24 protein-coding genes are annotated in these 25,201 nt (G+C 70.3%); 12 read left to right on the top strand and 12 right to left on the bottom strand.

The genetic code is table 11. From position 1 onward, the window contains the following. Window positions 1-35 precede the first annotated feature (35 nt). Window positions 36-1,208, top strand: a complete 1,173-nt coding sequence (locus tag ACIQJ5_RS16195; protein ID WP_402845361.1) for a benzoate/H(+) symporter BenE family transporter — start codon at window positions 36-38, stop codon at window positions 1,206-1,208. 10 nt (window positions 1,209-1,218) lie between these two features. Here the strand turns inward: ACIQJ5_RS16195 and ACIQJ5_RS16200 are convergent, their stop codons facing one another. The 6 genes from ACIQJ5_RS16200 to ACIQJ5_RS16225 form a co-directional block, all read right to left on the bottom strand. Next, a complete protein-coding gene (locus ACIQJ5_RS16200; RefSeq protein WP_402845363.1) occupies window positions 1,219-2,685 on the bottom strand; it encodes a cation acetate symporter in 1,467 nt (488 codons plus the stop codon). Between the two features lie 52 nt (window positions 2,686-2,737). Then, on the bottom strand, window positions 2,738-3,121 hold the full coding sequence (locus tag ACIQJ5_RS16205; RefSeq protein ID WP_231092419.1) for a heavy metal transporter: 384 nt from the start codon (window positions 3,119-3,121) through the stop codon (window positions 2,738-2,740). Beyond that, window positions 3,118-3,828, bottom strand: a complete 711-nt coding sequence (locus ACIQJ5_RS16210; RefSeq protein WP_231092420.1) for a LytTR family DNA-binding domain-containing protein — start codon at window positions 3,826-3,828, stop codon at window positions 3,118-3,120. The genes ACIQJ5_RS16205 and ACIQJ5_RS16210 overlap by 4 nt, the downstream gene beginning before the upstream one ends. Next, window positions 3,825-4,994, bottom strand: a complete 1,170-nt coding sequence (locus ACIQJ5_RS16215; protein WP_402845365.1) for a sensor histidine kinase — start codon at window positions 4,992-4,994, stop codon at window positions 3,825-3,827. The genes ACIQJ5_RS16210 and ACIQJ5_RS16215 overlap by 4 nt, the downstream gene beginning before the upstream one ends. Window positions 4,995-5,109: 115 nt before the next feature. Then, window positions 5,110-5,349: a YbdD/YjiX family protein gene (locus ACIQJ5_RS16220; RefSeq protein WP_402845367.1), complete on the bottom strand. Its 240-nt coding sequence runs from the start codon at window positions 5,347-5,349 to the stop codon at window positions 5,110-5,112. Window position 5,350: 1 nt separating this feature from the next. Continuing rightward, window positions 5,351-7,642 carry a carbon starvation CstA family protein gene (locus ACIQJ5_RS16225; RefSeq protein WP_402845368.1) on the bottom strand — a complete coding sequence of 764 codons (2,292 nt, stop codon included), beginning with the start codon at window positions 7,640-7,642 and terminating at the stop codon, window positions 5,351-5,353. 196 nt (window positions 7,643-7,838) lie between these two features. Between ACIQJ5_RS16225 and ACIQJ5_RS16230 the strand changes: the two genes are divergently transcribed. The 7 genes from ACIQJ5_RS16230 (at window position 7,839) to ACIQJ5_RS16260 (ending at window position 13,617) form a co-directional block, all read left to right on the top strand. Continuing rightward, window positions 7,839-8,237 (top strand): GNAT family N-acetyltransferase, encoded by a 399-nt coding sequence (locus ACIQJ5_RS16230; protein WP_231092424.1) that lies wholly within the window; start codon window positions 7,839-7,841, stop codon window positions 8,235-8,237. 23 nt (window positions 8,238-8,260) lie between these two features. Further along, window positions 8,261-8,575, top strand: a complete 315-nt coding sequence (locus ACIQJ5_RS16235; protein WP_231092425.1) for a GNAT family N-acetyltransferase — start codon at window positions 8,261-8,263, stop codon at window positions 8,573-8,575. Next, entirely contained in the window at window positions 8,572-9,567 is a 996-nt protein-coding gene (locus tag ACIQJ5_RS16240) for a pirin family protein (RefSeq protein WP_231092426.1), read from the top strand. Before ACIQJ5_RS16235 ends, ACIQJ5_RS16240 begins: the two co-directional genes overlap by 4 nt. A gap of 44 nt (window positions 9,568-9,611) precedes the next feature. Continuing rightward, a complete protein-coding gene (locus ACIQJ5_RS16245; protein WP_231092427.1) occupies window positions 9,612-10,163 on the top strand; it encodes an ECF transporter S component in 552 nt (183 codons plus the stop codon). Next, window positions 10,156-10,656, top strand: coding sequence for a GNAT family N-acetyltransferase (locus ACIQJ5_RS16250; RefSeq protein WP_231092428.1), 501 nt, complete (start codon window positions 10,156-10,158; stop codon window positions 10,654-10,656). Before ACIQJ5_RS16245 ends, ACIQJ5_RS16250 begins: the two co-directional genes overlap by 8 nt. Before the next feature lie 79 nt (window positions 10,657-10,735). Next, window positions 10,736-12,793: an ABC transporter ATP-binding protein gene (locus ACIQJ5_RS16255; RefSeq protein ID WP_402845372.1), complete on the top strand. Its 2,058-nt coding sequence runs from the start codon at window positions 10,736-10,738 to the stop codon at window positions 12,791-12,793. Continuing rightward, window positions 12,790-13,617, top strand: coding sequence for an energy-coupling factor transporter transmembrane protein EcfT (locus tag ACIQJ5_RS16260; RefSeq protein ID WP_231092429.1), 828 nt, complete (start codon window positions 12,790-12,792; stop codon window positions 13,615-13,617). Before ACIQJ5_RS16255 ends, ACIQJ5_RS16260 begins: the two co-directional genes overlap by 4 nt. A gap of 1,229 nt (window positions 13,618-14,846) precedes the next feature. On the opposite strand, the gene ACIQJ5_RS16265 is transcribed toward ACIQJ5_RS16260, so the two are convergent. The 3 genes from ACIQJ5_RS16265 to ACIQJ5_RS16275 form a co-directional block, all read right to left on the bottom strand. Continuing rightward, window positions 14,847-15,809 carry a GlxA family transcriptional regulator gene (locus tag ACIQJ5_RS16265; protein ID WP_231092430.1) on the bottom strand — a complete coding sequence of 321 codons (963 nt, stop codon included), beginning with the start codon at window positions 15,807-15,809 and terminating at the stop codon, window positions 14,847-14,849. 298 nt (window positions 15,810-16,107) lie between these two features. Then, the gene (locus ACIQJ5_RS16270; protein WP_402845485.1) at window positions 16,108-17,418 is read right to left on the bottom strand and encodes a glycosyltransferase; all 1,311 of its coding nucleotides are present in this window, start codon (window positions 17,416-17,418) and stop codon (window positions 16,108-16,110) included. 2 nt (window positions 17,419-17,420) lie between these two features. Next, complete coding sequence (locus tag ACIQJ5_RS16275) at window positions 17,421-18,569, bottom strand: glycosyltransferase (RefSeq protein WP_231092571.1); 1,149 nt, start codon at window positions 18,567-18,569, stop codon at window positions 17,421-17,423. 273 nt (window positions 18,570-18,842) lie between these two features. On the opposite strand from ACIQJ5_RS16275, the gene ACIQJ5_RS16280 reads away from it, so the two are divergent. After that, a complete protein-coding gene (locus tag ACIQJ5_RS16280) occupies window positions 18,843-19,433 on the top strand; it encodes a hypothetical protein (protein WP_231092431.1) in 591 nt (196 codons plus the stop codon). A gap of 4 nt (window positions 19,434-19,437) precedes the next feature. Here ACIQJ5_RS16280 and ACIQJ5_RS16285 read toward each other — a convergent pair whose 3' ends face one another. Continuing rightward, the gene (locus tag ACIQJ5_RS16285; RefSeq protein WP_402845375.1) at window positions 19,438-20,043 is read right to left on the bottom strand and encodes a hypothetical protein; all 606 of its coding nucleotides are present in this window, start codon (window positions 20,041-20,043) and stop codon (window positions 19,438-19,440) included. A 129-nt stretch (window positions 20,044-20,172) separates the two neighbouring features. Between ACIQJ5_RS16285 and ACIQJ5_RS16290 the strand changes: the two genes are divergently transcribed. Then, window positions 20,173-21,762 carry a LuxR C-terminal-related transcriptional regulator gene (locus ACIQJ5_RS16290; RefSeq protein ID WP_402845376.1) on the top strand — a complete coding sequence of 530 codons (1,590 nt, stop codon included), beginning with the start codon at window positions 20,173-20,175 and terminating at the stop codon, window positions 21,760-21,762. 117 nt (window positions 21,763-21,879) lie between these two features. On the opposite strand, the gene ACIQJ5_RS16295 is transcribed toward ACIQJ5_RS16290, so the two are convergent. Then, window positions 21,880-22,200, bottom strand: a complete 321-nt coding sequence (locus tag ACIQJ5_RS16295) for a hypothetical protein (protein ID WP_402845378.1) — start codon at window positions 22,198-22,200, stop codon at window positions 21,880-21,882. Window positions 22,201-22,215: 15 nt separating this feature from the next. Between ACIQJ5_RS16295 and ACIQJ5_RS16300 the strand changes: the two genes are divergently transcribed. Further along, window positions 22,216-22,941, top strand: coding sequence for an MFS transporter (locus ACIQJ5_RS16300; RefSeq protein WP_402845380.1), 726 nt, complete (start codon window positions 22,216-22,218; stop codon window positions 22,939-22,941). Between the two features lie 190 nt (window positions 22,942-23,131). Continuing rightward, window positions 23,132-23,776 carry a Pr6Pr family membrane protein gene (locus ACIQJ5_RS16305; RefSeq protein WP_231092438.1) on the top strand — a complete coding sequence of 215 codons (645 nt, stop codon included), beginning with the start codon at window positions 23,132-23,134 and terminating at the stop codon, window positions 23,774-23,776. Between the two features lie 3 nt (window positions 23,777-23,779). On the opposite strand, the gene ACIQJ5_RS16310 is transcribed toward ACIQJ5_RS16305, so the two are convergent. Beyond that, complete coding sequence (locus ACIQJ5_RS16310) at window positions 23,780-25,174, bottom strand: FAD-dependent oxidoreductase (RefSeq protein ID WP_402845382.1); 1,395 nt, start codon at window positions 25,172-25,174, stop codon at window positions 23,780-23,782. Window positions 25,175-25,201: the final 27 nt, after the last annotated feature.

Below are 25,201 nucleotides of genomic sequence, written 5' to 3' on the forward strand. Positions count from 1 at the left end.
ACGTCCGGTGAGCACGATCCCGTTACGATCGCGATGTGAGCGAGCGCACGACGAAGGACACCGCGCGGCCGATCGTGGCGGGCATCGTGACAGCGCTCGTCGGGTTCACGTCCTCCTTCGTCGTGGTACTCACCGGCCTGCGCGCCGTCGGCGCGACGGATGCGCAAGCTGCCAGCGGACTGCTCGCGCTGAGCGTCACGATGGGAATCGCATGCATCCTGCTGAGCCTGCGCACGCGGATGCCCGTGACATCGGCGTGGTCCACACCGGGAGCCGCACTTCTGGCCGGAGCCAGCGCCGTGGACGGCGGATGGCCTGCCGCCGTCGGCGCGTTCATCGTCACCGGCCTGCTCATCGTGGTGACCGGAGTATGGCCCTTCCTCGGGGCACTGGTGACCCGCATCCCCACGCCCCTCGCTCAGGCGGTGCTCGCCGGAGTGCTGCTCCCGCTCTGCGTCGCACCGGTCACCGGAGCCGTGACGAATCCGTGGGGCGTGCTGCCGGTCATCGCGGTGTGGCTACTGGGGCTGCGGTTCCTGCCGCGGTGGGCGGTGCCGCTCGCCTTCGTGGCGGCGGCGGCGGTCGTCGTGGCCGGCATCGTGCAGAGCGGTGCAGCGGTGGATCCCGCGGCACTGCTGCCGCGCCTGGAGTTCGTCACCCCCGCGTTCTCGTTCGGTGGGATCATCGGGATCGCGCTGCCGCTGTTCATCGTGACGATGGCGTCGCAGAACATCCCCGGTGTGGCCATCATGCGTTCGTACGGCTACGAGGTGCCCTGGCGCTCCGCGATGATCACCACCGGTGTCGGCACGATCCTGGGAGCTCCGGCCGGCGGTCACGCGATCAACCTCGCCGCGATCAGCGCGGCGCTGGCGGCGAGCGACGAGGCGGGCAAGGACCCCTCCCGGCGGTGGATCGCCGGAGTCACCACCGGCGTCGCCTATCTGGTGCTCGGTACCGCCTCCGCGGTGTTCGCCGCTCTCGTGGTGTTCGCTTCGGCCGGCGTGATCGCAGCGGTCGCGGGCCTCGCTCTCCTGGCATCATTCGCCTCCGCCGTGCATCAGGCCATCATCGAGCCCGAGCTGCGCATCCCCGCCGCGGTGACGTTCATCGTGGCGGCATCGGGGATCTCCCCCTTCGGCATCGCGGCGGCGTTCTGGGCTCTGCTGGTGGGTCTCGTGCTCCACGTCGTGCTGCGCCGCCGCTGAGCGCGCCCGCTCAGCTCGCGTCGGACTGCTCCGGTGTGTGCAACCGCGCGAGGAATCGGTCGGCGCGGGATGGCAGCCCGCCGCGGTCCAGCAGGGAGACGGCGACCACCGTGATCGTGGCGAGCGGAATGGTCCAGGCGGCGGGCTGATCCAGCACCGAGGACCACCACGATTCCCGGGGCGCCAGTGCGGACGCCACCAGAGCTCCGGCGCTGCTCACGGCACCGACCACCATGCCCGCGGCCGCACCGCGCGCGGTGAGCCTGCGCCACCACACGCCGAGGATGAGGACCGGTGTGAGACTGGACGCCGCGAAGACGAACACGACACCGACGCTCGAGACGAGCCCACCCCCGATCGTGAAGAACGAGAACAGCAGGGGGACGATCGCGCAGAGGACGGCGGAGAAGCGGAACGAGCGCACTGTGCCGCCGAACAGGTCCTGACTCACCACCCCCGCGAGCGCCACCACCAGACCCGACGACGTTGCCAGGAACGCCGCGAACGCCCCGGCCACCACCAGCGCCGTCACAAGCTGGCCGAGCAGTCCGGGAAGCACGCGCGCGGGCAGGGCGAGCACGGCGGTGTCGGCCACGCCGGCGACGGCGAGATCCGGCGCGGCGATGCGGGCGATGAGACCCATCGCGGAGGAGACGGCGTAAAAGGCGCTGATGAGCACGATGACGATGACGGTGGCCCGCCGAGCCGAGTCTCCGTCAGGGCTCGTGTAGAACCTCACCAGCACGTGCGGGAGGCCGATGGTGCCGAGCAGCAGGGCGATCAGCAACGAGGTGGTGCGATAGAGGTCCGCTCCGGCGGGGCCCGCATCCGCGGGGAACACCAGCTGTGGGTCGGGCGGAGCCGGGTCCCCCGCCAGCACGATCACCAGCAGCACCACCGGCACCAGCAGGGCGAACAGCTTCAGCCAGTAGTGGAAGGCCTGCACGGCGGTGATCGCACGCATGCCGCCACCCGCCACCGCGCCCGCGACCACCACGGCCACCACGGCAGCCCCCACCCACAGCGGAAGTCCGGCGGCCACGTTCAGCGTGATCGCCGCGCCGTGCAGCTGGGGGACGATGTACAACCAGCCGATCACCACGACCACCAGGCTGGTGATACGTCGCGCCGCGCGGGACTGCACCCGCGCCTCCACGAAATCGGGGATCGTGTATGCCCCGGACCGGCGCAGCGGCGCCCCGACGAAGAGCAGGACGAGCAGGTACCCCGCTGCGTAGCCGATCGGGAACCAGAACCCCTCCGCTCCGGCGAGCAGCACCAGCCCCGACAGGCCGAGGAACGTCCCGGCCGACAGATACTCGCCACTGATCGCCGAGGCGTTCCACACCGGGCGCACGGTGCGAGAGGCGACGAAGAAGTCACTGGTCGTGCGGGAGAAGCGCACGCCCGCGAATCCCAGGATGACGGTAACGAGCAGCACCACTGCCACCGCGATCAAGACCAGTGTGCTTGTCATCGGCGGCCCGTCCGCCCGTTCCGGGGAGTTGCGCTCCTCATCGCCCGGACCGTCATCGCGAGTGCTCCCGCAGCGCCCGGTAGCGGCGCTCGTTGCGCCGGGCAGCGGCAGCGTAGATCAGCGCGAACACGAAGATGATCGGATAGAAGCCGAACGCATGCACCAGCCACGGCAGCGGCACCCCCGCGATGACCAGCTCGGAGAGACCGGGAACCGTGGCCAGCAGCACCGCGAGCGCTCCCGCGGTCACGACGAAGCCGAGCACGCAGCCCAGGGCGAGGCGCAGCTGCGCGCGCACCAGGCCCCGCACGTAGACGGCCTCCGGCTCGGCTACGGCTCGTCCGTCCACCGTGACGGTACGCATCAGCTCCGTCTCCGTCCGCGGGCGGTCGCCGCGACCTGGTGGGTCGGCGCTGACCCGCACGCGCTCGGTCATGGATGCATCAGCCTGTCGCGGACGTCCGAGACCAGCCGGCGGCTCACGGGCAGTTCGATCTCGGGGAGCGAGACGGTGGGCGCCTGGCCGCTGAGGCGCGCGGCGACGATCGCGTCGACGTGCACGAGGTAGGACCGGTGGACGCGGAGGAAGCCGGCCCCGGACCAGCGCTCCTCCAGTTCCGAGATCGGCACGCGCACGAGATGGTCACCGGCCGCAGTCCACAGGCGCGAGTAGTCGCCCTGCGCCTGCACCCAGCGCACCTCGCTGCGGCGAACCAGGCGCGTCTCGCCCGCGATCGTGACGGGGATGCGCTCGTCGGCGAGGGCGGGCTCGCCCGGGCCGTGCGTCTCGATCGCCCGCCCCACGGCAACGCGGAGGCGCTCGGGGCGCACGGGCTTGAGGAGGTAGTCCACGGCCGCCACGTCGAACGCCTCGACGGCACGCGCCTCGTCCGCCGTGATGAACACCACCGCCGGCCGCTGCTGGAACTGCTGCAGCGCACGGGCCAGGTCAAGACCGGACAGCCCCGGCATGTGGATGTCCAGGAACACGACCGACACGGGCGCTTCGCTCAGCAGTCGCAGCGCGTCGGCGCCGCTGCGAGCCAGCCGAATGTCACCGATCCGTTCGTCGGCGCGCAGCAATGCGGCAAGCTCGTCCAGCACGGGCTGCTCGTCGTCGGCGATGAGGATGTCGCAGGTCACCGTGCCACCGTCTCATGCTCGGGCTGGGAGCGGGGCACACGAATGCGCACCAGCGTCCCCGCGCCGATGGCCGTCTCCACGACGATGCCCTCGCCGTACAGCCGTCGCAGGCGCAGGTCGACGTTGCGGAGGCCGACGTGGTCGGATTCTGCGCCGCTGAGCAGCGCCCGCGCTCGTTCGGGATCCATCCCGGCGCCGTCGTCCTCCACGGTGATCTCGGTGTGAGCGCCCAGATCCTCGCTCGCGATGGTGAGGCGTCCGCCGCGCTCGCCGGGCTCGAGCCCGTGCTTCACCGCGTTCTCGACGAGCGGCTGCACGGCGAGATACGGGATCACGGTGGTGAGCGTCTCGGGAGCGATGCGCAGTCGCACCGTGAGCCGGTCGCCGAACCGGGCACGCTCGAGCTCCAGGTAGGAGTGGATGGAGCGGAGCTCGTCGGCCAGAGTGGTGAACTCCCCGTGACGGCGGAAGGAGTATCGCGTGAAGTCGGCGAACTCCAGCACCAGCTCGCGTGCGCGCGGCGGATCGGTGGTGATGTACGAGGCGATCGCGGTGAGGGCGTTGTAGATGAAATGAGGGCTGATCTGCGCGCGCAGTGCCCGCAGCTCCGCCTCGGCCAGGGCGGCGCGCGAGGAGTCGAGCTGCCCCAGCTCCAGCTGACCGGCGAACCACTCGGCCACTTCACCGGTGGCCCGCACGAGCGGAGCGCGCACCGGATCGGCGAACGCGATCACCACGCCCCACACGGCACCGTCCACGAGGATGGGCGCGCCTACCGCCTCACCGTCCTCGGACGATCCGCGCTGGCGGGAGTAAACCTGACGCCGGCCCGCCGCCGCCACCTGATCGGCGATGGTCCGTGCGGTCTCCGTCAGACCCGTCGCCGGGCCGTCGAAGACGATCTCGCCGCCGGGGCCGACCAGGGCGACGACGCGACTGCCGAGGAGGGCACGCACATGGCGTGCCGCGCGAGCGAGGTCGGTTGCGCCGGACTTGCGCAGATCAGCCGCGGCCCTCCGCGCCGTGTGCAGCGTGCGATAGGTGGCGCGCTCCTCCTCCGAACCGAGATCACGGGACCCCCGGGCCAGGCGCCGCGTGAGCAGCAGCACGATCACCAGCGCGGCGCCGATGACCGCGCCGATCACCAGGAGCACGGCGTCGGGCATCCTCCCATGGTAGGCGCGCCCCTCAGTACGCCGATGGCGTTCCCCGTCCGCGCGGGAAGACGGAAAACGCCACTCCGAGCGCCACGGGAGCTGGGTTTTCCGTCCGCCATCGCGCTCAGCAGCACCGCGAACCGGGATTGGCGTCCTGATCGGCGTAGTGGCGACGCCAGAACTCCCGCTCGGTCATCGGCTCGGAGTCCGGGTGGTGGCGGCGATGATGCTCCGCATACGTGGCGTAGGCCGTCTCTCCCATGAGGTTCGTGGCGTACCAGCGCACCGCGCGCGCGGCCCCCACGAGGGCGCGCCCGGCGCGGGAGAGCAGGCCCTCCCGCGCCGGGCGAATGGTGATCACCATCTCAGTGCCCCGACGAGACCGTGGGCCGCTGCTCCGCCGGCAGCTCCTGCCACTGCTTCTCGATCTCCCGCTCGGCACGGGTGGCGATGAAGCCGTCCGGTGCGAAGCGGCGCGATGCCACCGGGGCGTCCTCGTGGTTCTCCCCACCCCTGGCCCGCAGGCTCTTCACGGTGGATCCGATCGCGACGGCCATCACGATGATGGTCAGCACCACGAAGACAACGCTCAGCACGCCCTGCACCATGGTGTTGCGCACCACGGCCTCCATCGCCTCCACCGTCTTGGCGGTGCCGAACGAGGTCTGGCCGTCCGCGAGCGCGGCGCGGAACGCGGCGTTGTTGGCGAAGTAGCCCACCGCGGGGACCGGGGAGAAGATCTTGTACATCGACGCGGTGACGGTGACCACGGCGGTGAAGGCCAGCGGAACCGCCACGATCCACAGCCACTTCACGTAGCTGCGCCCGCGCTTGGCGACGATGGCGAGCACCACCGCGAGCGCGATGGCGGCGAGCAGCTGGTTGGCGATACCGAACAGCGGGAAGAAGGTGTTGATGCCGCCGAGCGGGTCGGTGACGCCCAGGATGAGGATCGATCCCCATCCCGCCACCATGATCGCGGTCGTGATCCAGACGCCGGGACGCCAGGTGACGTCCTTGAAGCGCGGCAGGAAGGTGCCGATCGAGTCCTGCAGCATGAAACGGGCGACACGCGTGCCCGCATCGACGGCGGTGAGGATGAACAGCGCCTCGAACATGATGGCGAAGTGGTACCAGAAGCCCATCATCGCGGTGCCCCCCAGCGCCTGATGCATGATGTGGGCAAGGCCCAGTGCCAGCGTGGGTGCGCCTCCCGTGCGGGAGATGATGCTCTCCTCGCCGACGTTCTCCGCGGTCTGCGCCAGCAGCTCGGGTGTGAGGTTTACACCGGTGATGCCGAGGGAGTTCACCCAGGCGACCGCGCCCTCCACCGTGCCGCCGGTGGCCGCGGCGGACGAGTTCATCGCGAAGTAGATCCCCTGGTCGATGGAGACCGCGGCGACCAGGGCCATGATCGCCACGAAGGACTCCATGAGCATGCCGCCGTAGCCGATGAAGCGCGTCTGGCGCTCCTTCTCGACGAGCTTGGGGGTGGTGCCGGAGGCGATCAGCGCGTGGAACCCGGAGAGGGCGCCGCACGCGATGGTCACGAACAGGAACGGGAAGAGCGGACCGGAGAACACCGGCCCCGTCTCGCCGGAGGCGAACTGGCTGATCGCCGGCACCTCGATGGCGGGCATCACGATGATGATCGCCCCCGCGAGCACCACGATCACGCCGATCTTCATGAAGGTCGAGAGGTAGTCGCGCGGTGCCAGCAGAAGCCAGACGGGCAGGACCGCGGCCACGAAACCGTAGATGATGATGCCCCAGGCGATGGCCTCCTTGGGCAGGTGGAACATCGCGTAGCCCCAGTCGGTGCTGGCCACCCAGCCGCCCGCGACGATCGCGGCGATGAGCAGCACGAAACCGATGATCGAGATCTCGGTGATGCGCCCCGGGCGCCAGTACCGCAGGTACACGCCCATGAACAGGGCGATCGGGATGGTCATCGACACGGAGAACACGCCCCACGGGCTCTCGCCCAGGGCGTTCACCACCACCAGGGCGAGGATCGCCACGATGATGATCATGATGAGCAGCGAAGCGATGATCGCCGCGGTGCCGCCGACACGGCCGAGCTCCTGCTTGGCCATCTGACCGATGGTGCGTCCGCCGCGACGCATCGAGAAGAACAGCACGAGGTAGTCCTGCACCGCGCCGGCGAACACGACGCCGAGGATGATCCAGATGGTTCCGGGCAGATAGCCCATCTGCGCCGCGAGCACCGGGCCCACCAGCGGCCCGGCACCGGCGATGGCCGCGAAATGGTGGCCGAACAGCACACGACGGTCCGTGGGCGTGTAGTCCTTGCCGTCGTTCTTGTATTCGGCAGGGGTGGCCCGGCGATCGTCGGGGCGGGTGATGAACTTCTGGATCACCTTCGAGTAGAAGCGATAGGCGATCAGGTAAGTGCACACCGCAGCGAACACGAACCAGACGGCGTTGACGGTCTCGCCACGAACGATCGCGAGCATCACCCAGGCCACACCGCCGAGCAGCGCGATCGCCGCCCACAGCAGGATCTTCGGCAGGGTCCACTTCGCCTCGGCGGCCCGCACCTCTGCGGGGACCGCCGTGGGCGGCAGCGCGGGATCGGTGACGATGGTCGCCCCTCCGCTGTCGGCGCCGCGTGCGCCGGATTCGTCCGTTGCCATCGTTCTCGCTCCATCTCCTGCCGCCTCGTCGCGACCGCGTCAGCCTAGGCGGGTGATGCGCCCCGGGTTCCGGCCCACCGATCAACCGCCCGAACCTGCGACGAACGGTAGGTTCGGCGCGACGAACGGGCGATGAGCGGAACCGGGAACATTCCGCGCGCAGCACCGGTTGTCTCCCGAAACGACGGGAGAACCCATGACGGAGCAGATCGAGATCACCCGCGCCGATGATCGTCAGCGCTACGAGATCCACGTGGACGGCGCGCTCGCGGGATGGGCGGATTTCCGCGACACCCCCACCGGCAAGGTGCTCTTCCCCGCCACCGAGATCGACCCGGCATACGGGGGTCGCGGCCTCGGCTCGCGCCTGATCGACGCCGCCGTTCGCGACGTCGCGGATCAGGGCCGGATCGCCGTGCCGCGCTGCCCCTTCGTGGTGTCCTATCTTCGCAAGCACGAGATTCCCGGGCTGGTCGTGGAGTTCCCCACGGCCGAGGAAGCCGCGGCGCACGCGGCGGCCCATGCCGCCGGACGTGGCGGTGACGAGGCCGCCGGCCACGGCGGTGGCGCGGAGTCCGCTTCGGTGCAAGGCTGACAACACCTGCCGGAAGGAAGAACATGTCGGACGTCACGGACGAGATCACCGTCAGCCGCAACGAGAGCGAGGGGCGCTACGAGATCCGCGTGGGCGGTGAGCTCGCCGGTTTCACCGAGTTCGTCGCCACACGCGACGGCAAGCTGGTCTTCCCGCACACACTGATCGACCCGGCCTTCGAGGGCCGCGGGCTGGCGACTCGGCTCGTCGGCGACGCCATGGCCGATGTTGCCGCGCAGGATGGCACGGTGGTGCCGCTGTGCCCCGTGGTGGCGCACTACCTCCGCAAGCACGAGGTTCCCGGGCTCACCGTCGAGTTCCGTGGCGCCGCGTCATGAGCCGCCTGGACGCCGCACCGGAGGAGGCCGAGACGCCGGTGTCGTGCGATGGACCGCGTGCCGATCTGTATGACGCGCGCGAAGTCCCGCTGGGCGGCCTCCGCGCGATGGAGGTGCGGCGGGCACTGCCTCAGCGCCCGCTGCCCACCGTGGGCGCCTGGTGCTTCCTGGATCGCTTCGGCCCTCAGCAGGCCGTGATGCGCGTGGAGCCGCATCCGCACATCGGGCTGCAGACCGTCACGTGGCCCTACTCCGGCGAGATCCGCCACCGCGACGTGCTCGGCAGCGATGTGGTGATCACGCAGGGCTCGCTGAACCTCATGACCAGCGGCCGGGGCATCGCGCACTCCGAGTACTCCGTCGGCGAGGACGCGATGCTGCTGGACGCCCTGCAGCTCTGGGTCGCGCTTCCAGACTCGCGACGCCACGGCGAGCCCGCCTTCGAGAAGCACGATGACCTGCCCCAGGTGCACCTTCCGGCGGGCGATCACGGCACCGGCGACGAGTCCACCGCCGTCGTGACCGTCGTGCTCGGCTCCTTCGCCGGAGTCCGCTCCCCCGCGAGCGTCTACACGCCCATCGTGGGAGCCGAGATCCGACTCCCCGCCGGGCGACGCGTGCGGCTGCCTCTGGAGGCGGCGTGGGAGCACGCGATCATCCCCGTCACCGGCGAGGTGATCGTGGAGGCCGACCCCACCACCGTCGCCGCCCCGGATCAGTTGCTGTATCTGGGCATCGGACGCGAGGGGATCGAGGTGGCCGCGGAGCAGGACACCACGCTGTTCCTCATCGGCGGAGAGCCGTTCGAGGCGGAGCTGGTGATGTGGTGGAACTTCGTGGGCAGGACCCACGAGGAGATCGCGCAGGCACGCGAGGACTGGGCGAACGAGGACCCCCGTTTCGGCGGGCGGATCGTGGGGCACGGGGATGAGCGTGTGCCCGCCCCGCCGATGCCGAACGTGCGCCTCACACCGCGCAAGCGCCGCCCCTGATTTTCTCCGGTCGGGCGCTGGTGAGGGTGCACTAACCTGGATCAGTGAGCCCGAACCAGCGCATCTCCACGCGCGTCCTGCTGATCTGTGCCGCCATCGGCGTGGTCACCGGACTCGTCTCTGCGCTCGCCGGAGCCCTGAGCGGACCGACCATCATCGTTGCGCCCGTCCTGTACGGGCTCGTCCTCACCGCCCATGCCCTCCCGGGAGTGCTGGCCCAGGCCGTTCTCCGCGAGCGCTGGGTCGCGCTGATCACCCATCTGCTCGCGGCGCTCGTCGCCTCCGCCACGCAGCCGGCGTTCATCGGCAGCTACCTCGCCGCCGTCGTCATCATGGGCGGCGTGCAGGAGGGGTGGGCGGCCATCGGCCGTTACCGCCGCTGGAGCGCGGGCTGGCTGTGCACGGGTGGGGCTATCCTCGGCGTGATCCTCGGTCTCACCGCGGGGCTCATCATCGGCATGAAGCACCTGCCCTGGTGGGGGACGATCCTCTCCGTGGCGCTCACGATCATCGGCGGCGTGGCGTGGTCCCTGGTGGCCGTTGCCGTCGGGCGCGCGCTCGGTCGCGCCGGACTGACGAGGACCCACCGTGGCTGACATCCTGATCCGACGAGCCTTCCCCGCCGACGCCGACGATCTCACGCGCATCGAGGAGGCGGCCGACGCCCTGCTGGTCGACCTGCTGTCGCCGCCATCCTGGCCCGAGGTGGAGCCGGGAGAGGTGCGCCTCGCGATGCCCGGTTTCGCGCTCATCGCCGAGATCGACGGCGAAGCGGTCGGCTTCGCCCACGTGATGGAGGTGGACGAGCACGCGCATCTCGAGCAGCTGTCCGTGCTCCCCACCCACGCCGGTGCCGGAATCGGGCGGGCGCTGCTCACCGCGGCGATCGATGATGCTCGCGCGCGCGGTCACGTCCTGATGACACTGCGAACGTTCGCCGAGGTTCCCTTCAACGCGCCGTTCTATGCGTCGGCGGGCTTCACGGTGACAGAGCCGGACACCGATTTCCTCCGCGAGCTCATCGACATCGAAACCTCCCTCGGCCTCACCGGCATCGGCCCTCGGGTGCAGATGTCACTCCCCCTCTGAGCTGGCCGGCGTTCTGGCGACGCTCAGCGCAGGGCGATAGCGTGGTGAGGTAAGCCTTACCCATCCCGGACTGGATACCGTGCCCTTCGACGCCGCCGATCCCCCGCTGCTGCGGGTGCGCGATCTGTCGATCCTGCACGACGGAAACGCCTCTCCCGCGCCGAACGGCGTCTCCTTCGACATCCGCGCCGGCGAGGTTGTGCTGCTCCTCGGCCCATCGGGCTCGGGAAAGTCCACGCTCGCGCTCGCACTGAACGGGCTCATCCCCCACGACATCCCCGCGGAGGTGACCGGGTCGGTGACCGTGCAGGGCCTGGATGCCGCGACGGTCACGCCCGCGGAACTCTCCTCACGCATCTCGATGGTGTTCCAGGATCCCGACGCCCAGCTGGTCACCGGCACCGTACTGGACGAGGTGGCCTTCGGCCCCGAGAACCTGCTGGTCCCCGTCGAAGAGGTGCTCGCCCGGGCCGAACGGGCGCTGCGCCGGGTGCACCTCTGGCACCGTCGCCAGGACAACCCGGACACCCTCTCCGGCGGCGGGCGTCAGCGCCTGGCGATCGCGTGCGCGCTGGCCATGGGATCTCCTCTCATGGTTCTGGACGAACCCACCGCCAACCTCGATCCCGCCGGCGTCGAGGAGGTCTACGCGCTGCTGGCTGAGATCGTCGCCGAGGGCGACCGCTCGATCCTGCTGGTGGAGCACAACCTGGACGAGGCGATCGGCTTCGCGTCACGGGTGATCGTGCTTGACGCCGCGGGACGGATCGCCTTCGACGGCCCTACCGCCGACGTGCTGCGCGAGCACGCCCACGACCTCGCGGCCCTGGGCGTCTGGCTTCCCACCCCCACGCTCGCCGGCTTGCACCTGCGCGCAGCGGGTGCTCTCCCGGGTGAGCTGCCCCTGAACGCCCCTGCGCTGCGAGCCGCGCTGCCGGGAGCCGAGCCGTCCTCCCCCGTGCCGGCGACGACCGTCGCGTCGGACGCCATCGTGGAAGTCAGCGGGCTGAGCGTGCTGCGCGGCGGCCATCGCGTACTCGACGACGTCTCGTTCCGGATTCCCCGCGGCTCCTTCACCGCGGTCGTCGGCGGCAACGGGGCGGGAAAGACCACGCTGGTGCAGGCTCTGGCCGGGGTGGTCCGCCCCCCGAAGGGTGCCATCCGCATCGACGGGATCGATGCGGGCCGTGCATCCGCTCGCGTCCTCGCGCAGCACGTCGGCTTCGTGTTCCAGAACCCGGAGCACCAGTTCATCGCGCCGACCGTGTACGACGAACTCGCCTACGCGCTGCGCCAGCTGAAGCTTCCGGAGTCCGAGGTCCGCGAACGCGTGAGTGACGTGCTCGCGCGGTTCGGGCTGGCCGACAAGGGTGAGATCCATCCCTTCCTGCTGTCCGGCGGCCAGAAGCGACGCCTCTCGGTCGGCACCGCGCTCATGTCAGCGGCCCCCGTCCTGGTGCTGGACGAGCCCACCTTCGGGCAGGACCGCGCCCGCGCCGGTGAACTGCTCGACCTGCTCGACGAGCTGAACGCCGCGGGCACCACCGTCGTCATCGTCACCCACGACATGCAACTGGTCGCCGACCGTGCCACCCACGTCGTCGTGGTACACGGTGGTCGAGTGCTCACCACGGGCGCTGCGCAGGAGGTCTTCGGCGACGACGAGCTGCTGGAGACCACCGGGCTGCGCCTTCCCGCACTGCCCGCCGCCGTACGGGTGGTGCCGGGGTACGCGCACGTGTGGGGCATGGCGGACCTGCTGTCTGCGGCGGCTTCCGGAACGCGGACAAGCGGCGATGGTGCAGGCGGCGATGGCCACTCCGACACCAGCACCCCCGTGCGTGACCTCGACGCCACGGAGACCAGTGACCTCGACACCAGCAAGCACGACACCCGCACCCCCGGAATCGCTGACACCAGCGACCTCGACACCAGCACGAGCACCACCACGACCAGCAGCACCAGCACCAGCACCAGCACCGGCACCGGCACCGGCACCGGCACCAGCGCGAGCACGAGCGAAGCTCCGAGCGTGAATCGCGACGACGCTGTGGCTGCTCGCGGGTCGCGAGGGTCATCCGTGGGTACCTCCCTGCTCCCCGGCACGGGCCCTGCGAACGATGGGACCGGATCATGACGGCCGCGCCGATCACCGGCGGCATCGCGACCGACCCGTATCTGGCCGGCGAGCCCGCGCCCTCCTGGCGGTATCTCCACCATCTCAACCCGCTGGCGAAGCTGGCCGCGCCCATTCTGCCGATCATCGCGCTGCTGTTCGTGCGGGACATTGCCACGCCCGCGGCCCTCATCGTCCTGACGTACCTGATCCTGCTCACCGGTCAGCGCCTGTCCCGCGGGCTCGTGCTCCTCCTGCTGCTCGCACCGCTTGCGATTGCGCTGCTGGCGGTCGGCCTCGCGCTGTGGACCGACCCGGGGACGCTGGAGAGGGTGGGCGAGCCGGTGGTGTCGATCGGGTCGTGGCACCTGTACTCGGGTGCGCTCGTCGCCGGGCTCGCCAGCTCGCTCCGCCTCTCGGCGATGCTGATCCTGGCTCTGATCTGCGGTGCGGCGACCACCGGTCCCGATCTGGTCCGCTCGGCGGTGCAGCACCTGCACTTGCCGTACCGCATCGGGTACACCGCGCTCGCCGCCTACCGTTTCATCCCGCGTTTCCGCCACGAGCTGGGGGTCATCCGCGCCGCACACCGGGTGCGCGGCCGCAACGCCGGCGGTGGCCCCGTCGCCGCATTCGTCCGTGGCTGGGGCTACGTGCTTCCGTTGATGGCAGGGGCCATCCGCCACGCGGAACGCGTCGCACTCGCCATGGACTCCCGCGCGTTCGGCGCCCACCCCACACGCACCGAACGCCATCTCGTCCCCTGGCACCCCCGCGACACCGCGTTCCTCATCGTGTTCACGCTGGCGTGCGCCGCGATCTTCGTGGCCGGCGCCCTCGTCTGAGCTGCCCGGCACCGGCTGCGCAACTACCCCGCCGCCGTCGCCACCACGGCCACCGCCACCACCACGGCCACCGCCACCGCCGAACCGTGCTCGCGGGGATGACGACATCGCCGCCAACTCTCGCATGTGCGTCGACATCTGCCTCTCGCATGTGCGTCGACATCCGTGCGGACCTCGCGCCAACGCGCGCATTCCCGTGACCTCGCGCCGTCCTCGCGCCCGCCCCGCCACTGTCCCCGCCGACCCACCTACCCACGCTGCTAACACCAACGCCGACGCCGCCGCCGCCGATAGTGCACCAAATGAGGACATTCACCCGAAACCAGGACCAAAACGCCCGATCGATCCTCATCTCGACGACATCTCCTCGTTTGGCGACACAACCTCGTCGTCCACTGCACGAACCCTGCACCGGCCGCAACAAGCACCGCATTTGCCAACCCATTCCGCGCTTGCGACGTGACGACACCGACGCCAACCCTCGCACTCCGCTCACGTCCGCGCCGGTCTCCCGCCCGCACCCGCTACTTCCCTGCTGACCAACGCCAACCACGCCGCCGCCACGACGCCGCCACCGCCGGTGCACCAAATGAGGACATTCACCCGAAACCAGGACCAAAACGCCCGCTCGATCCTCATCTCGACGACATCTCCTCGTTTGGCGACACGAAGCCACGCCACAGCAGCCAGCCGAAGTCCGTCGGCTCCCGTGGATGCTTGCGCCGTTCGAAAGCTGCGTGCTCGCCGATGGGCACGCCCACCTGTCGGGCCGCCGCTCGATCCGCCAGAGCCCGACCAAGACCCCGAGCCCGACCAAGACAATGAGCCCGACCAAGACAATGACGCCCGACGAACCCCTCCTCCCCGACCAGGATCGTGACGCCGGGTGCGCACAATGACGCCGAGTGCAGACAACGACGACGCCGCAGGCAAGACACCCCATCGGAGACAGCGGTGACGAACGAACGCAATGACGCGAAACGAGGAGATTGCGTTGAAACGAGGACCAAAGGGCTTGATATGTCCTTGTTCCGACGAAAAGCCCTCGTTTCGAGGCACCATCCCCCTCTCAGGGACCGGTCACCACACGTCAACGCACACCGACCGCCAACGCACACCGACCGCCCGCTCACCCCAGCGCCCGCTCACCCCAGCGCCCGCTCACCCCAGCGCCCGCTCACCCCAGCCCCCGGCTCACCCCAGCCCCCGGCTCACCCCGGCGGCTCACTTCAGAGGCGGGAGAAGCGGCGGCGGTAGGCGGTGGGTGTCGTGCCGACGGTGCGCGAGAAGTTCTGACGAAGCACCGCGGCCGAGCCGAAGCCGGCTCGGGTGGCGACGGACTCGATGTCGTCGTCGGTCTGCTCCAGCAGTCGCTGGGCGAGACCGACGCGCTGTCGGATGATCCAGGCGGCTGGCGTTGTGCCGTACTCGCCGACGAAACGGCGGGCGAAGGTGCGATCAGACATGTGTGCGCGGGCGGCGAGCGAGGCCACGCTGATGTCGTCGTGCAGGTTGTCGATGGCCCACTCGGCGACGGGCGCGAGGGACAGCTCTGCCGATGGCGGGATCGGGCGGGAGATGTACTGCGCCTGACCGCCCTCACGCTGCGGTGCGACCACCATGCGCCGGGCAACGGTGTTCGTGAGCTCCGCGCCGATCGTCTGGCGCAGCAGGTGCAGACAGGCGTCGATGCCGGCCGCGGTTCCGGCGCTCGTGATGATGCGCCCCTGTTGCACATAGAGGGCGTCCGGATCCACATCGATGCTCGGGTGCATCTGAGCGAGCACATCGGCGTACATCCAATGCGTGGTGGCGCGCAGACCATCCAGGACCCCGGCCGCAGCCATGCGGAATGATCCGCTGCAGACTCCGACCACCCAGGCGTCTCGTCGGACGGCGGCACGGATCACGTCGAGCACATCGGCAGGCGCATCGCCCCAGGTCGCGCGGGGAACCGGCAGCACGACGAGCACGTCGGCGTCTTCGGCCACATCGAGACCGTGCTCGATCTGCATGGTCAGCCCGATGCTGTTGCGCACGGGCCCCGGAACGGACGTGGCGACCCGGAAGTCGAAACTGGGCACCCCGTCGTCGCTGCGATCGAGGCCGAAGACCTCGCAGGCGATGCCGAACTCGAAGGGCGTGAAACCCGGCTCCACCAGCGCGACCACGCGTCGGATGTACTCGCTCATGCTTCCTCGCTCGCATTGGCAGAATTCGTTCGAATGATGATTATCCAGCCACTCGTGACGGGATAAGCACGATCATAGCGTTTCTGCCATGACCATTCTCCTCATCGTCCTCGCCCTCGCCGCCTGGGGCGCCGTGCGCACCCTGCGCGAGCTCCCCCGTGACGGGTACCGGGCAATCCGCACCGACCCGCGTCGGCTCCCCTGACCCCAGCGATCCCCGTGAAAACCCCAGGACGTCCGAGAGGCCCCGCGTTGCCGGGCATCTCGGACTCGGACGGGTTGCTCGCGGCGGACGAGCTCAGGCCGAGAGGACGCGGGTGTAAATCTCGAGCATCGCGGACGTGCGCGACGACTGCCGGAAGCGCTCGGCGATCTCCGGATTCACGGCAACCGCCCGCCCCGCGTCGATGTCGTCGGCGGCGCTGCGCAGCGCCTGCGCCAAGGCGGACGTCGACAGCGGCTCCGCCACGGGCCAGAACCCCGATTCCAGCTCCGCTGCGATATCAGGATCGCTCACGACCGCCGGCGTTCCGAGCGCTGCCGCCTCGAACGGCGTCATGCCCTGCGTCTCGAAACCGACGGAGGTCTGCACCACGGCATCGGCGGCCGCGAGACGAGCGAGCGTGTCACGGTACGCCAGCCGGCCCAGGAAGCGGACGTCCGCCCGGGGCGAGCGACGAGCCACCAGTCGCTCGGCTGCGCGGCGCTCCGCGCCCCCGCCGATGATGTCGACCTCGGCGCGCATTCCGGATTCGGCCACGGCCTCCAGGAATGGCAGCAGACGCTTCTCGGGACTCATCCGGCCGACCCACACGAAGCGCGGCACGCCGTCCTTACGCGGGGCGCGAGTGGCGAGGGCGACATCCAGCACCGCATCGTCGATCCCGTTCCAGACCACGTCAACCGGCCGGAACACACCGTGCTCCTCGAGCCGGTGCGCAAAGTGGGCCGAGGGGGCGGTGACAGCAGCGGAACCCGCCGCGATGCCGGCGAGGAAGCGCCACCCGGCGGACTCGCGGGTGGAAGCAGCTCCCGCACCGCCGCCAAGGTGAGTGCGCACAGCGTCGCCGGGACCGGTCTCCGCGACATCGCGCGGGTCCTCGGCCGCGTCCGCAGTCCCCGTGCGGGTGGCGCCACGCAGACCGAGACTCGGCCCCGCCGGGAGCATCCACCGCTGCCATCGCACCAGGGCGGCCAGCACGAGGGGAGCAAGCGGCGTCACGGCCTGGATCCCCACGTCGACGCGGTTGTGCATCGTGTGCACGACGGGAAGACCGTGCCGGCGGGCGAACCGATGACCGGTGAAGGCCCCCCAGAAGTCCGCCTGCACGTGCACCACATCCACCGGGGGGCGCTCGGCGAGCGCTCGATCGACGAAGGCGTCCGTACGGGCACCCGGCCAGGTCATCGAGTACTCACGATCGAGCTGGATGGGGATCGACGGCGTCTCCACGTACGCGGGGTCGCCGAAATCCCGCCCATGCATGCGCGGAGCGACGACCGTCACGGTATGACCCGCGCGCTCCAGGAACTGACGCTGCAACCTCATCGACACCTGGGCGCCGCCCGAGGACTCCACGTGCTGGTCGCCGAAGAAGACGATGTGCATCGTCACTCCGGGATGGGCTCGCCGCGGTACAGCGCCTCGAACGTGTCCAGGGTGCGGTTGATGTCGTGGATCGACACGCCGTCGAGCGACGCCTGCTGCATGCGCAGACGCTCCTCGGGCGATGCCGTCAGCACCCGTGTGATCCGCTCGCGGACGGCGTCGACATCTCCCGGAGGGAACAGGTAGCCGTTCTCACCATCGTGCACGAGGTGCGGGAGAGCCATCGCGTCAGCGGCGACGACGGGCAGCCCCGATGCCATCGCCTCCATCGTCGAGATGGACTGCAGCTCCGCGATCGAGGCGATCACGTAGAGGCTGGCTCGCGAGTACAGGGCGCGCAGCTCCTCATCACTGGCATGACCGTGGAACGTGACGACGTCTTGCAGACCGAGCTCGGTGACCAGCGCTTCCAGGTTGTGGCGCTGATCGCCGCCACCGACGATGTCCACGACCGTGTGCAGATCGGGATCCAGGCGCGCGATGGCCCGGAGGGTGACATCGACCTGCTTCTCGGAAGTCAGGCGGCCCACGATGAGCACCCGGTTCTCCTCGCGCGGCGTGAGATCGGGCGAGTAGAAGCGCCGGTCGATGCCGCAGCTGATGGGGATCACTCCGGTGAGGCCCGTGGTGCGCTCGAGGAAGTCGGCAGCCTTCCGCGTGGGGGTGGTGACGGCGCGGGTCATGTCGAACGTGCGACGCGCGTCATCCCACGCGAACTTCAGGAAGATCTTGTCCAGCAGCGGCGGCAGCGTGGTGAAGTCGAGGATGTTCTCGGCCATCACGTGGTTCGTCGCCACCACGGGGATGCCGCGCTTGCGGGCCTCGCGGGCGAGACCGCGCCCGATGACGATGTGGGACTGGATGTGCACCACGTCGGGCTTCACGGAATCCAGCACCTGACGCGCATAGTGGCGCGAGCGCCACGGCCAGACGAAGCGCAGCCAGTCGTGCGGGGGCCACCGCAACGACGGCAGGCGATGCATCATGAGCTCGGCGCCTTCGATGGTCTCGCGGTGCGGCTCGCTCTTGCGGTAGGCGGTGGCCGGTGCCATCACATGCACGTCGTGGCCGCGCTCGGTGAGCCCGGCCGCCAGCCGCTCGGCGAAGCGCGCGGCGCCGTTGATGTCCGGCGAGAACGTGTCCGCCCCCATGACGATGCGCAGCGGACGGTCGGTGCGGATGGCGCCGTCGCGGGCCTGTGCGGCGCTGGCGGGCGCGTTGCCGTCGGAAGCGGAGCCCTCGGGTGCGGGGGGCGCGGATTCGGTCACGGGTGGGGGTCGCCTATTCTCTGCGGTCGAGCGGCCGCAGTCGCGCCCCCCACTGTACCCGCTGACCTGTGCACGGACCGGGAGCAGACGTACAGGTGGCGCAACCCGCACGGGACGCACAGCCTGGGGAGGAATCGATCACCTAGCCTGTGTTGCATGCCTCGTCTGTACGCCGAAGCCGATGCCACGCGCTGGGTCCCCGTCACCGAGTCGTTCGGCCTGCGCGGACGACGCCAGCGCAAGCAGGCGATCCGCATGCTGATGGCCCAGGTGAACCGGTCGATGGGTATCGAGCAGCGCGGTGGTGGTCGCTTCACCGCGTGGGCGATGAGCCAGGCGGCCCCGATGCTCATGCGCAAAGCGGCGGGCCGCGTGCTGGTGTGGGTGTGGAAGGAAGACCCCGAGCTGATCGTCGCGATGGCGACGCTGCAGGAGGCGACCCCGCAGGCGCGCACGGCGCGAGCGATGCGCCCGATGGAGTACGACGACACCGAGTCGTTCCGCCACCCCACGTTCGGTGTGGGCGAGCGCCTCGTCATGGATGCACCCGGCGGCGACAGTCCGCCCTTCGTGGGCTACAGCTTCGACCTCGGAACGCATCTGGTGGAGCTCACCGCGATCTCCGGCGATGCGAACCGGTTCCGCACGATCCTCGGCGATCTGGATGCCCTGGCGCGCGAGCTGCGTCTGGTGGATGACCTCACGGTGGGCGAGTCCGCGGGCGTGCTGCGCCTTCCGCCGGCCTGAGTCCTCAGCCCAGCCCCGCGTCCAGGCCGGCCCGCAGCAGCGCCTCCGCGACCCGCGCCTGAGTGTCCACATCACCCGCGACGGACACGGTCGTGCTGACCACATAGGTCGGGAACTCCACGATGGCCGCGGCGATGGGCGACTCTGTTCCTGACACCGTACTGGCGAACACCACCGCCTGACCGGTGAAGCCGGACAGCGGCCGCGGCGTCTGATCCGTGAGCAGCGAGCGCGAGCCGTACGACACCTCGTTGAACGTCCCCTCCGTCCCCTCCTGCACCGCGAGGGACGCGCTGCCTCCGCTCGCGGTCGTGTACTGGCACGAGACACCGACGAGGTGCTCGGTGGTGACCGCCTCTCCGAAGACCTCCGCCAGCCGCTCCGCGCCGACGAGCGGGCAGAGGTCCTCGGTGAACACCGGTGGCGCATCGGCGGCAGTGCTGGGGTCGGCGGCAGTGCTGGGGTCGGCGGCGGTACTGGGATCGGCAGTCGCGGCGGGATCCGCGGCGGCGACGCTCGGCGACGTACCGCCGCCCGTACCGGAAGCACATCCCGCCAGCAGGACGATCGCGGTGAGGATGACCGGCGCACCGGTTCTCCTGTTGGACATGAGCCCCTCCTCTCGCGGGTGACTGCAGCCATGATCCTCAGGCGGAGGCGGTGGCGCCATGGGGGATCGGGGTAATTTCTCCGGCTCGATGCGTGCACCCGCGCACTGCCGGGGGAATACTGTCGCGCCATGGATCGACGCGCACTGATCGCCGACGCCGGAGAGGCGATCGTCACGGATGACGCCGATGCGGCGGCCGCCGTGCTCGCCGGCGAACGCGGCCCGATCGCCGATGCGCTGCGCGCCTTCGCGGCGTACTGGAGCGCCGACTACGCAGCCTGCGCGCACTTCGCCCGGCGCTCCTACGCGGATGCTGTGGACTCCCAGCAGCGAGCACTGGCCCTCGCCGTCACGCTGTGGGCACAGGCGGCGGGCGGAACCGGCTCCGCATCGGCCGAGGTGGAGGCCGCCCCTGCTGTGGTGGCCGAACTGCACGGAGACGAAGAAGTGTCGGTGCTGGCTCGCGGCTTCATCGCCGACGGCGCACTGATGATGGGCAGACTCGACGTCGCGCAGGCTGTCGCACCGGCACCGGAAGACACCTCCTGCTGGCGTGACAGCGCGTTGGAGGTGCCGTTGCGCGGGGTGCCGGTGCGGGTGGCCGCATTCGCGGGGCGGATTGAGCGGGCCCGCGCACAGCTCGCCGGCCTGCAGGATGCGGGGCGCCGCCACCGGCTGCCCGCATGGCCGCTGGCGTGCGAGGCGATGGTGGCCGCAACCGCCGGCGACACGAGTGCTGCCCGCCAGTGCGTCGATGCGCTCCTCGCACTGGGGCTGGATGAGACCTCCTTCGCGGGCCGTGGCGCACTGATGCTCGCTGCCTACGGCGCCGCGGCCACGGGCGACGAGTCTGCGGCCGCCGCGCTGGCCCGACGTGCCGGCGGTCACCGGGATCTCAGCCTGCTCGCCTGTGCGGACCGTGCCATGGCGGTCGATCTTCTCGTCGCCGACGCCATCACCCGAGGCGACGAGAGGGCCGTCGTCCGCTCCGAGCTGCTGCTCGCCGAGCTCGACCGCACGGCCGAGGTGACCCTTCCCACGCTGCTGCGCACGCGCGCACGGATCCTGCTTCATCGCGGCGACGCGGCCGATGCCGCGCTCGTGGCGGAGGCGTCCGCCGAGCTTGCCGGCGCAGCGCAGCGCCGCCTCGAACACGGGGACGCACGCATCATCGCGGCACGTGCGCTGCTTCATGCCGACCTCCCGGCCGCGGCCCGCCTGCTTCGCGACGAAGTGCGCGCGGCCGATGCCGCCGGCGAGCATGCGCTGCGCGTACGGGCCGCGCGGGTTCTGTCGGCGGCCCGTCGCCGTCTTCCTCCGCCGCAGACCGCCTGGGCCGCGCTCTCCCCGCGCGAGTGCGAGGTGCTCGACCTCCTGCGCGCGGGGCATGGCGAGGACGCCATCGCCGGCCGCCTACATCTGGAGCGCTCCACCGTGCACCGCCACCTCACGCGAGCGATGTCCGCGTTCGGGACGTCGGGTCGCGTCGCCCTGCTCTGGGCAGCCGGTGCCACCGGCGAGCGGCGCCCGCTTCCGGAGCTCACCTCGCGGCAGCGGGCGGTGACCGAGCTGATGAGCACGGGCCTCACGAACGCCGTGATCGCCGACGTCCTCGGTGTCAGCGCGAAGGCCGTGGAGGCGCACCTTGCGCAGGCGATGCTGCGGTGCGAAGTCCCCACGCGCCTCGCGCTGGCTCACCGGTGGCTGCTTCGGGAGTGAGCAGGCCCTGATCCCCCTCGCCGAGGGTAATCGCACCGCCGAGGTACCTCGAAGGTGCGATTTCCCTCGGCCACGACAAGCGCGCTCCCGAAGACGGTGGCGCGCTCCCGGGCCGCCTCAGCCCGCTGTGGCGTTCTCGTAGGCGCGCATCGCCGCCTTCTGCGCATCGGCCAATGCCTGCTCCGGCGTCTTGTCGCCGAGCAGCGCCGCGGTGATCGCGTTGTTCAGCTCGTTCTGGATCTCCTGTCCCGCCGGGGAGGATCCGAACGACTGACCGTAATCCACCACGTCGTAGTACGCGGAGATGACCTGGTCGAAGTCCGCATTGCCGCTGGGCTTGACCCACGTGTCGCGCAGCGCCTTGTCGGCGTCGGGCGAGCCCGTGAACAGGCGGGCGTCTTCGCCCTGATCGCGCTGCTTCCGGAGGACGCTCTGCACAGCTGGGGCTGGCGTGTGCCGTTCCTCCTCAGCATCGTGACGGTCGCGATCGGGCTGTGGGTGCGCACCGGGATCCACGAGACGGAGGAGTTCACGGCGCTGCGCAAGCAGGGACGGGTGGTGCGGTTCCCGCTGGGCCAGGCCATCCGTCACCAGTGGCGCGAGATCCTCATCGGCTTCGGGATCAACGGTCCGTATCTGGCGTTCTCCTCGCTCACCCAGGTCTACCTCCTCTCCTACCTGACCGGATCGATGGGCCTGCCCGCCTCGTTCGGCCTGGCGGCCAATCTCGTGTCTTCGACACTCGCCATCGCCGTCGTCCCCCTGGCGGGCTGGCTCGGCGATCGCCTCGGACGACGGCAGATCTGGCTGTTCGGCTGCGGTGTCTTCATCGTCTTCGGCGCCATCGCCTTCCCCCTGTTCGCGACGGGCAACGAGTTCGTCATCATCGCGACGATGGTGCTCGGCATCTCCGTGGGTCTGGCCACGATGTACTCGACGCAGGGCGCCATCCTCACGGCCCTGTTCGACCCCGCGCACCGGCTGTCCGCCGTGGTGATCGTGCGCGAGCCCACTGCCGCACTCATCGCGGGCCCCGTTCCGGCATTCGCCGCGTGGCTCGTGCTGTCGGCCGGCGGGGCCACCTGGCCGGTGACCGTCCTGTTCGTGGGGGCCGCTCTCATCGCGGGCATCACCGTCATCCTCGGGTGGAAGCGACTCGCGCGCGTCGAGTCGCGCTGACATCACGGCAGCGACCTGCGCGCCGGGCGGTTTCCGGCACGCAGGTCCCTCTCCCGCTCGCTGAGCGTGGCTGACCCTGGCGCGTCCGAGACGGCCGCGGCCCGACGAGGCACCGCCACCCGTCGACGCGGACTCCGTAAACTCACCGGATGGCGGGTTTCACGAGCGCGGAGAGGAGCGGCGGCGGACAGTGAGGGCACGGACGATCTTCGGCGTGCTGCGTCTGACCGCCGCAGGCGTGTGCCTGACCGCGCTGGTGCACCGCCTGTTCTGGGGACTGAGCTCGCACACCACCGCGGGCGACAACTTCTTCGCCTACCTCACGGTGCAGTCCAACTGCGCCCTGGTGGCCGTCCTCGTCATCGGCGCTGTCCTGGCCTTGCGGCGCCCGGCGGACCCGCGCTGGTTCACCGTTGCGCTCTCTCTGGTGCTGACGTGGACCATCACGGCAGGCATCGCGTTCGCGCTCATCGTCTGGCAGGCCGGGATCCGTGGCATCCGGGTGGATGTGCCCTGGTCGGATCAGGTGCTGCACTTCTGGCTGCCCGCCTGCACGGCTCTCGCGTGGATCCTCACCCCGGGCCATCGCGGTGTGAGCTGGTGGATCGTGCCGATCTCCCTCGCGTTCCCGCTGGCCTGGGGCGGCGTGACGCTGTGGCGCGGACCGTTCGTCGGCTGGTATCCGTACTATTTCCTCGACCCGCGTCAGGTCTCCGGCCCCGCCGAGTTCCTGATCACGTGCGCAGCCGCTCTCGCGATGTTCGCGCTGATCGCAACGCTCATCGTGCTCGCCAGCCGGATGCACCGGCCGGGACACCCGCGCGCGGCGGTCTGACGATCAGGCTGCCGGCGACTGCGTAGACCCGAGGAACGGCGTCAGTGACGCCAGCGCGGCTGCTTTCGCTGCATCGTCGTCGAGCTTCGCGAACTCACCCGCGGCCGCCCCGCCGACGAGACCCACCAGGATGTTCTCGCCCGTCGCCGGGGCGAGGTTGAGCCAGGTGCGGATCGTGGCGTCCCCGCCGACCACGTGCCAGAGCGAGGCGTCCGTCTCGATCACCGGCTCGTCGAAGCGCAGCCACACGGTCTCGATGAGGCCCATACCGAGGTCGGCGATGGCACCGCGATGCGCGAACGGCAGCGCGGGGGAGAACTCGATGCCGTCGGTCTTCAGCACGCCCAGGGGAACCGTCACCAGCACGCGATCGAACGAGAGAGACTCTCCCGTGGCCACGCCGAGGCTCACACCGTCATCGTCGTAGGCGATACGGCTCACGGGCGAGGACACGCTGACCTTCGCCCCGTCGAGGAGCTCCTCGAACAGCGCGGCGAGGTCTCCGAGCACGGCTGTGCGCTCGATGGGCGGCAGCACCGGCGGGAACCAGGACGATGCCTGATCGGCGTCGGCGCCCGACATCGTCGAGAGGTAGGCCAGCAGCGCCTGCAGAGCCGCGTCGTCGGGATCCGCCCCGCCTTCGGTGAGCGCTTCGGTGAGCGACTCGTCCGTCACGCGAGACTGCGCGGCGGTGATCGCCTCCGTCAGCGGCTTCGCCGAGACGGGCTCGACGTCATCGCCCTCGGTGGAGCGCCACAGGGCGCCGGACAGGACCGCGGTGCGAAGGTCGAGCGACGCGGGCCGGTCGATGACGGCATCGAGGGCATCGTCCACCAGCCATCCACCCAGTTGCGCGGACACCGGCCACTCGTCATCGTCGACGTGGGACTGAACACGCCCGCCCACCCGGTCCCGTGCCTCGAAGACCGTCAGCTCCAGTCCGCTGGAGGCGAGACGGGCGGTCGCGGCGGCACCCGCCAGTCCTGCGCCGACGATGGCGACGCGGTCACCGTTGGCGGAGGCGGCGAGCAGGGCCTCCGCAGCGCTGATACCCGACCGCACGGCGGCGGACATCGTTCCGGGTGCCTGCTCATCGGTGGCCTCACCCGCGAAGAACAGACGATCGATCACGGGGGCGGCGAGGGCGGTGCGGGCGCTCTGCTGCACGCCCACCGGCGTGAAGCTGGCCGCGCCGAGGGAGAACGGATCCTCCGACCACGCGCTACGGACGAACGCCGACGGCTCGAGCGAGCTCGGGGCGGTGGGCTCCGGCGCGGGCGTCGTGGACGACGGATCGGGCGTGGGTGAGGGCGCCGGCTCCGGGGTGCAGGAGGCTAGAAGCACCCCCAGGACACCGGCTCCGGCGCTGACCAGCAGAGTACGCCGCGTGATCCTCATCGTGTCGCAACGATACCCGTCCGGGCA

The organism is Microbacterium sp. GXS0129, assembly GCF_044769785.1.
Lineage (GTDB): Bacteria > Actinomycetota > Actinomycetes > Actinomycetales > Microbacteriaceae > Microbacterium > Microbacterium nymphoidis.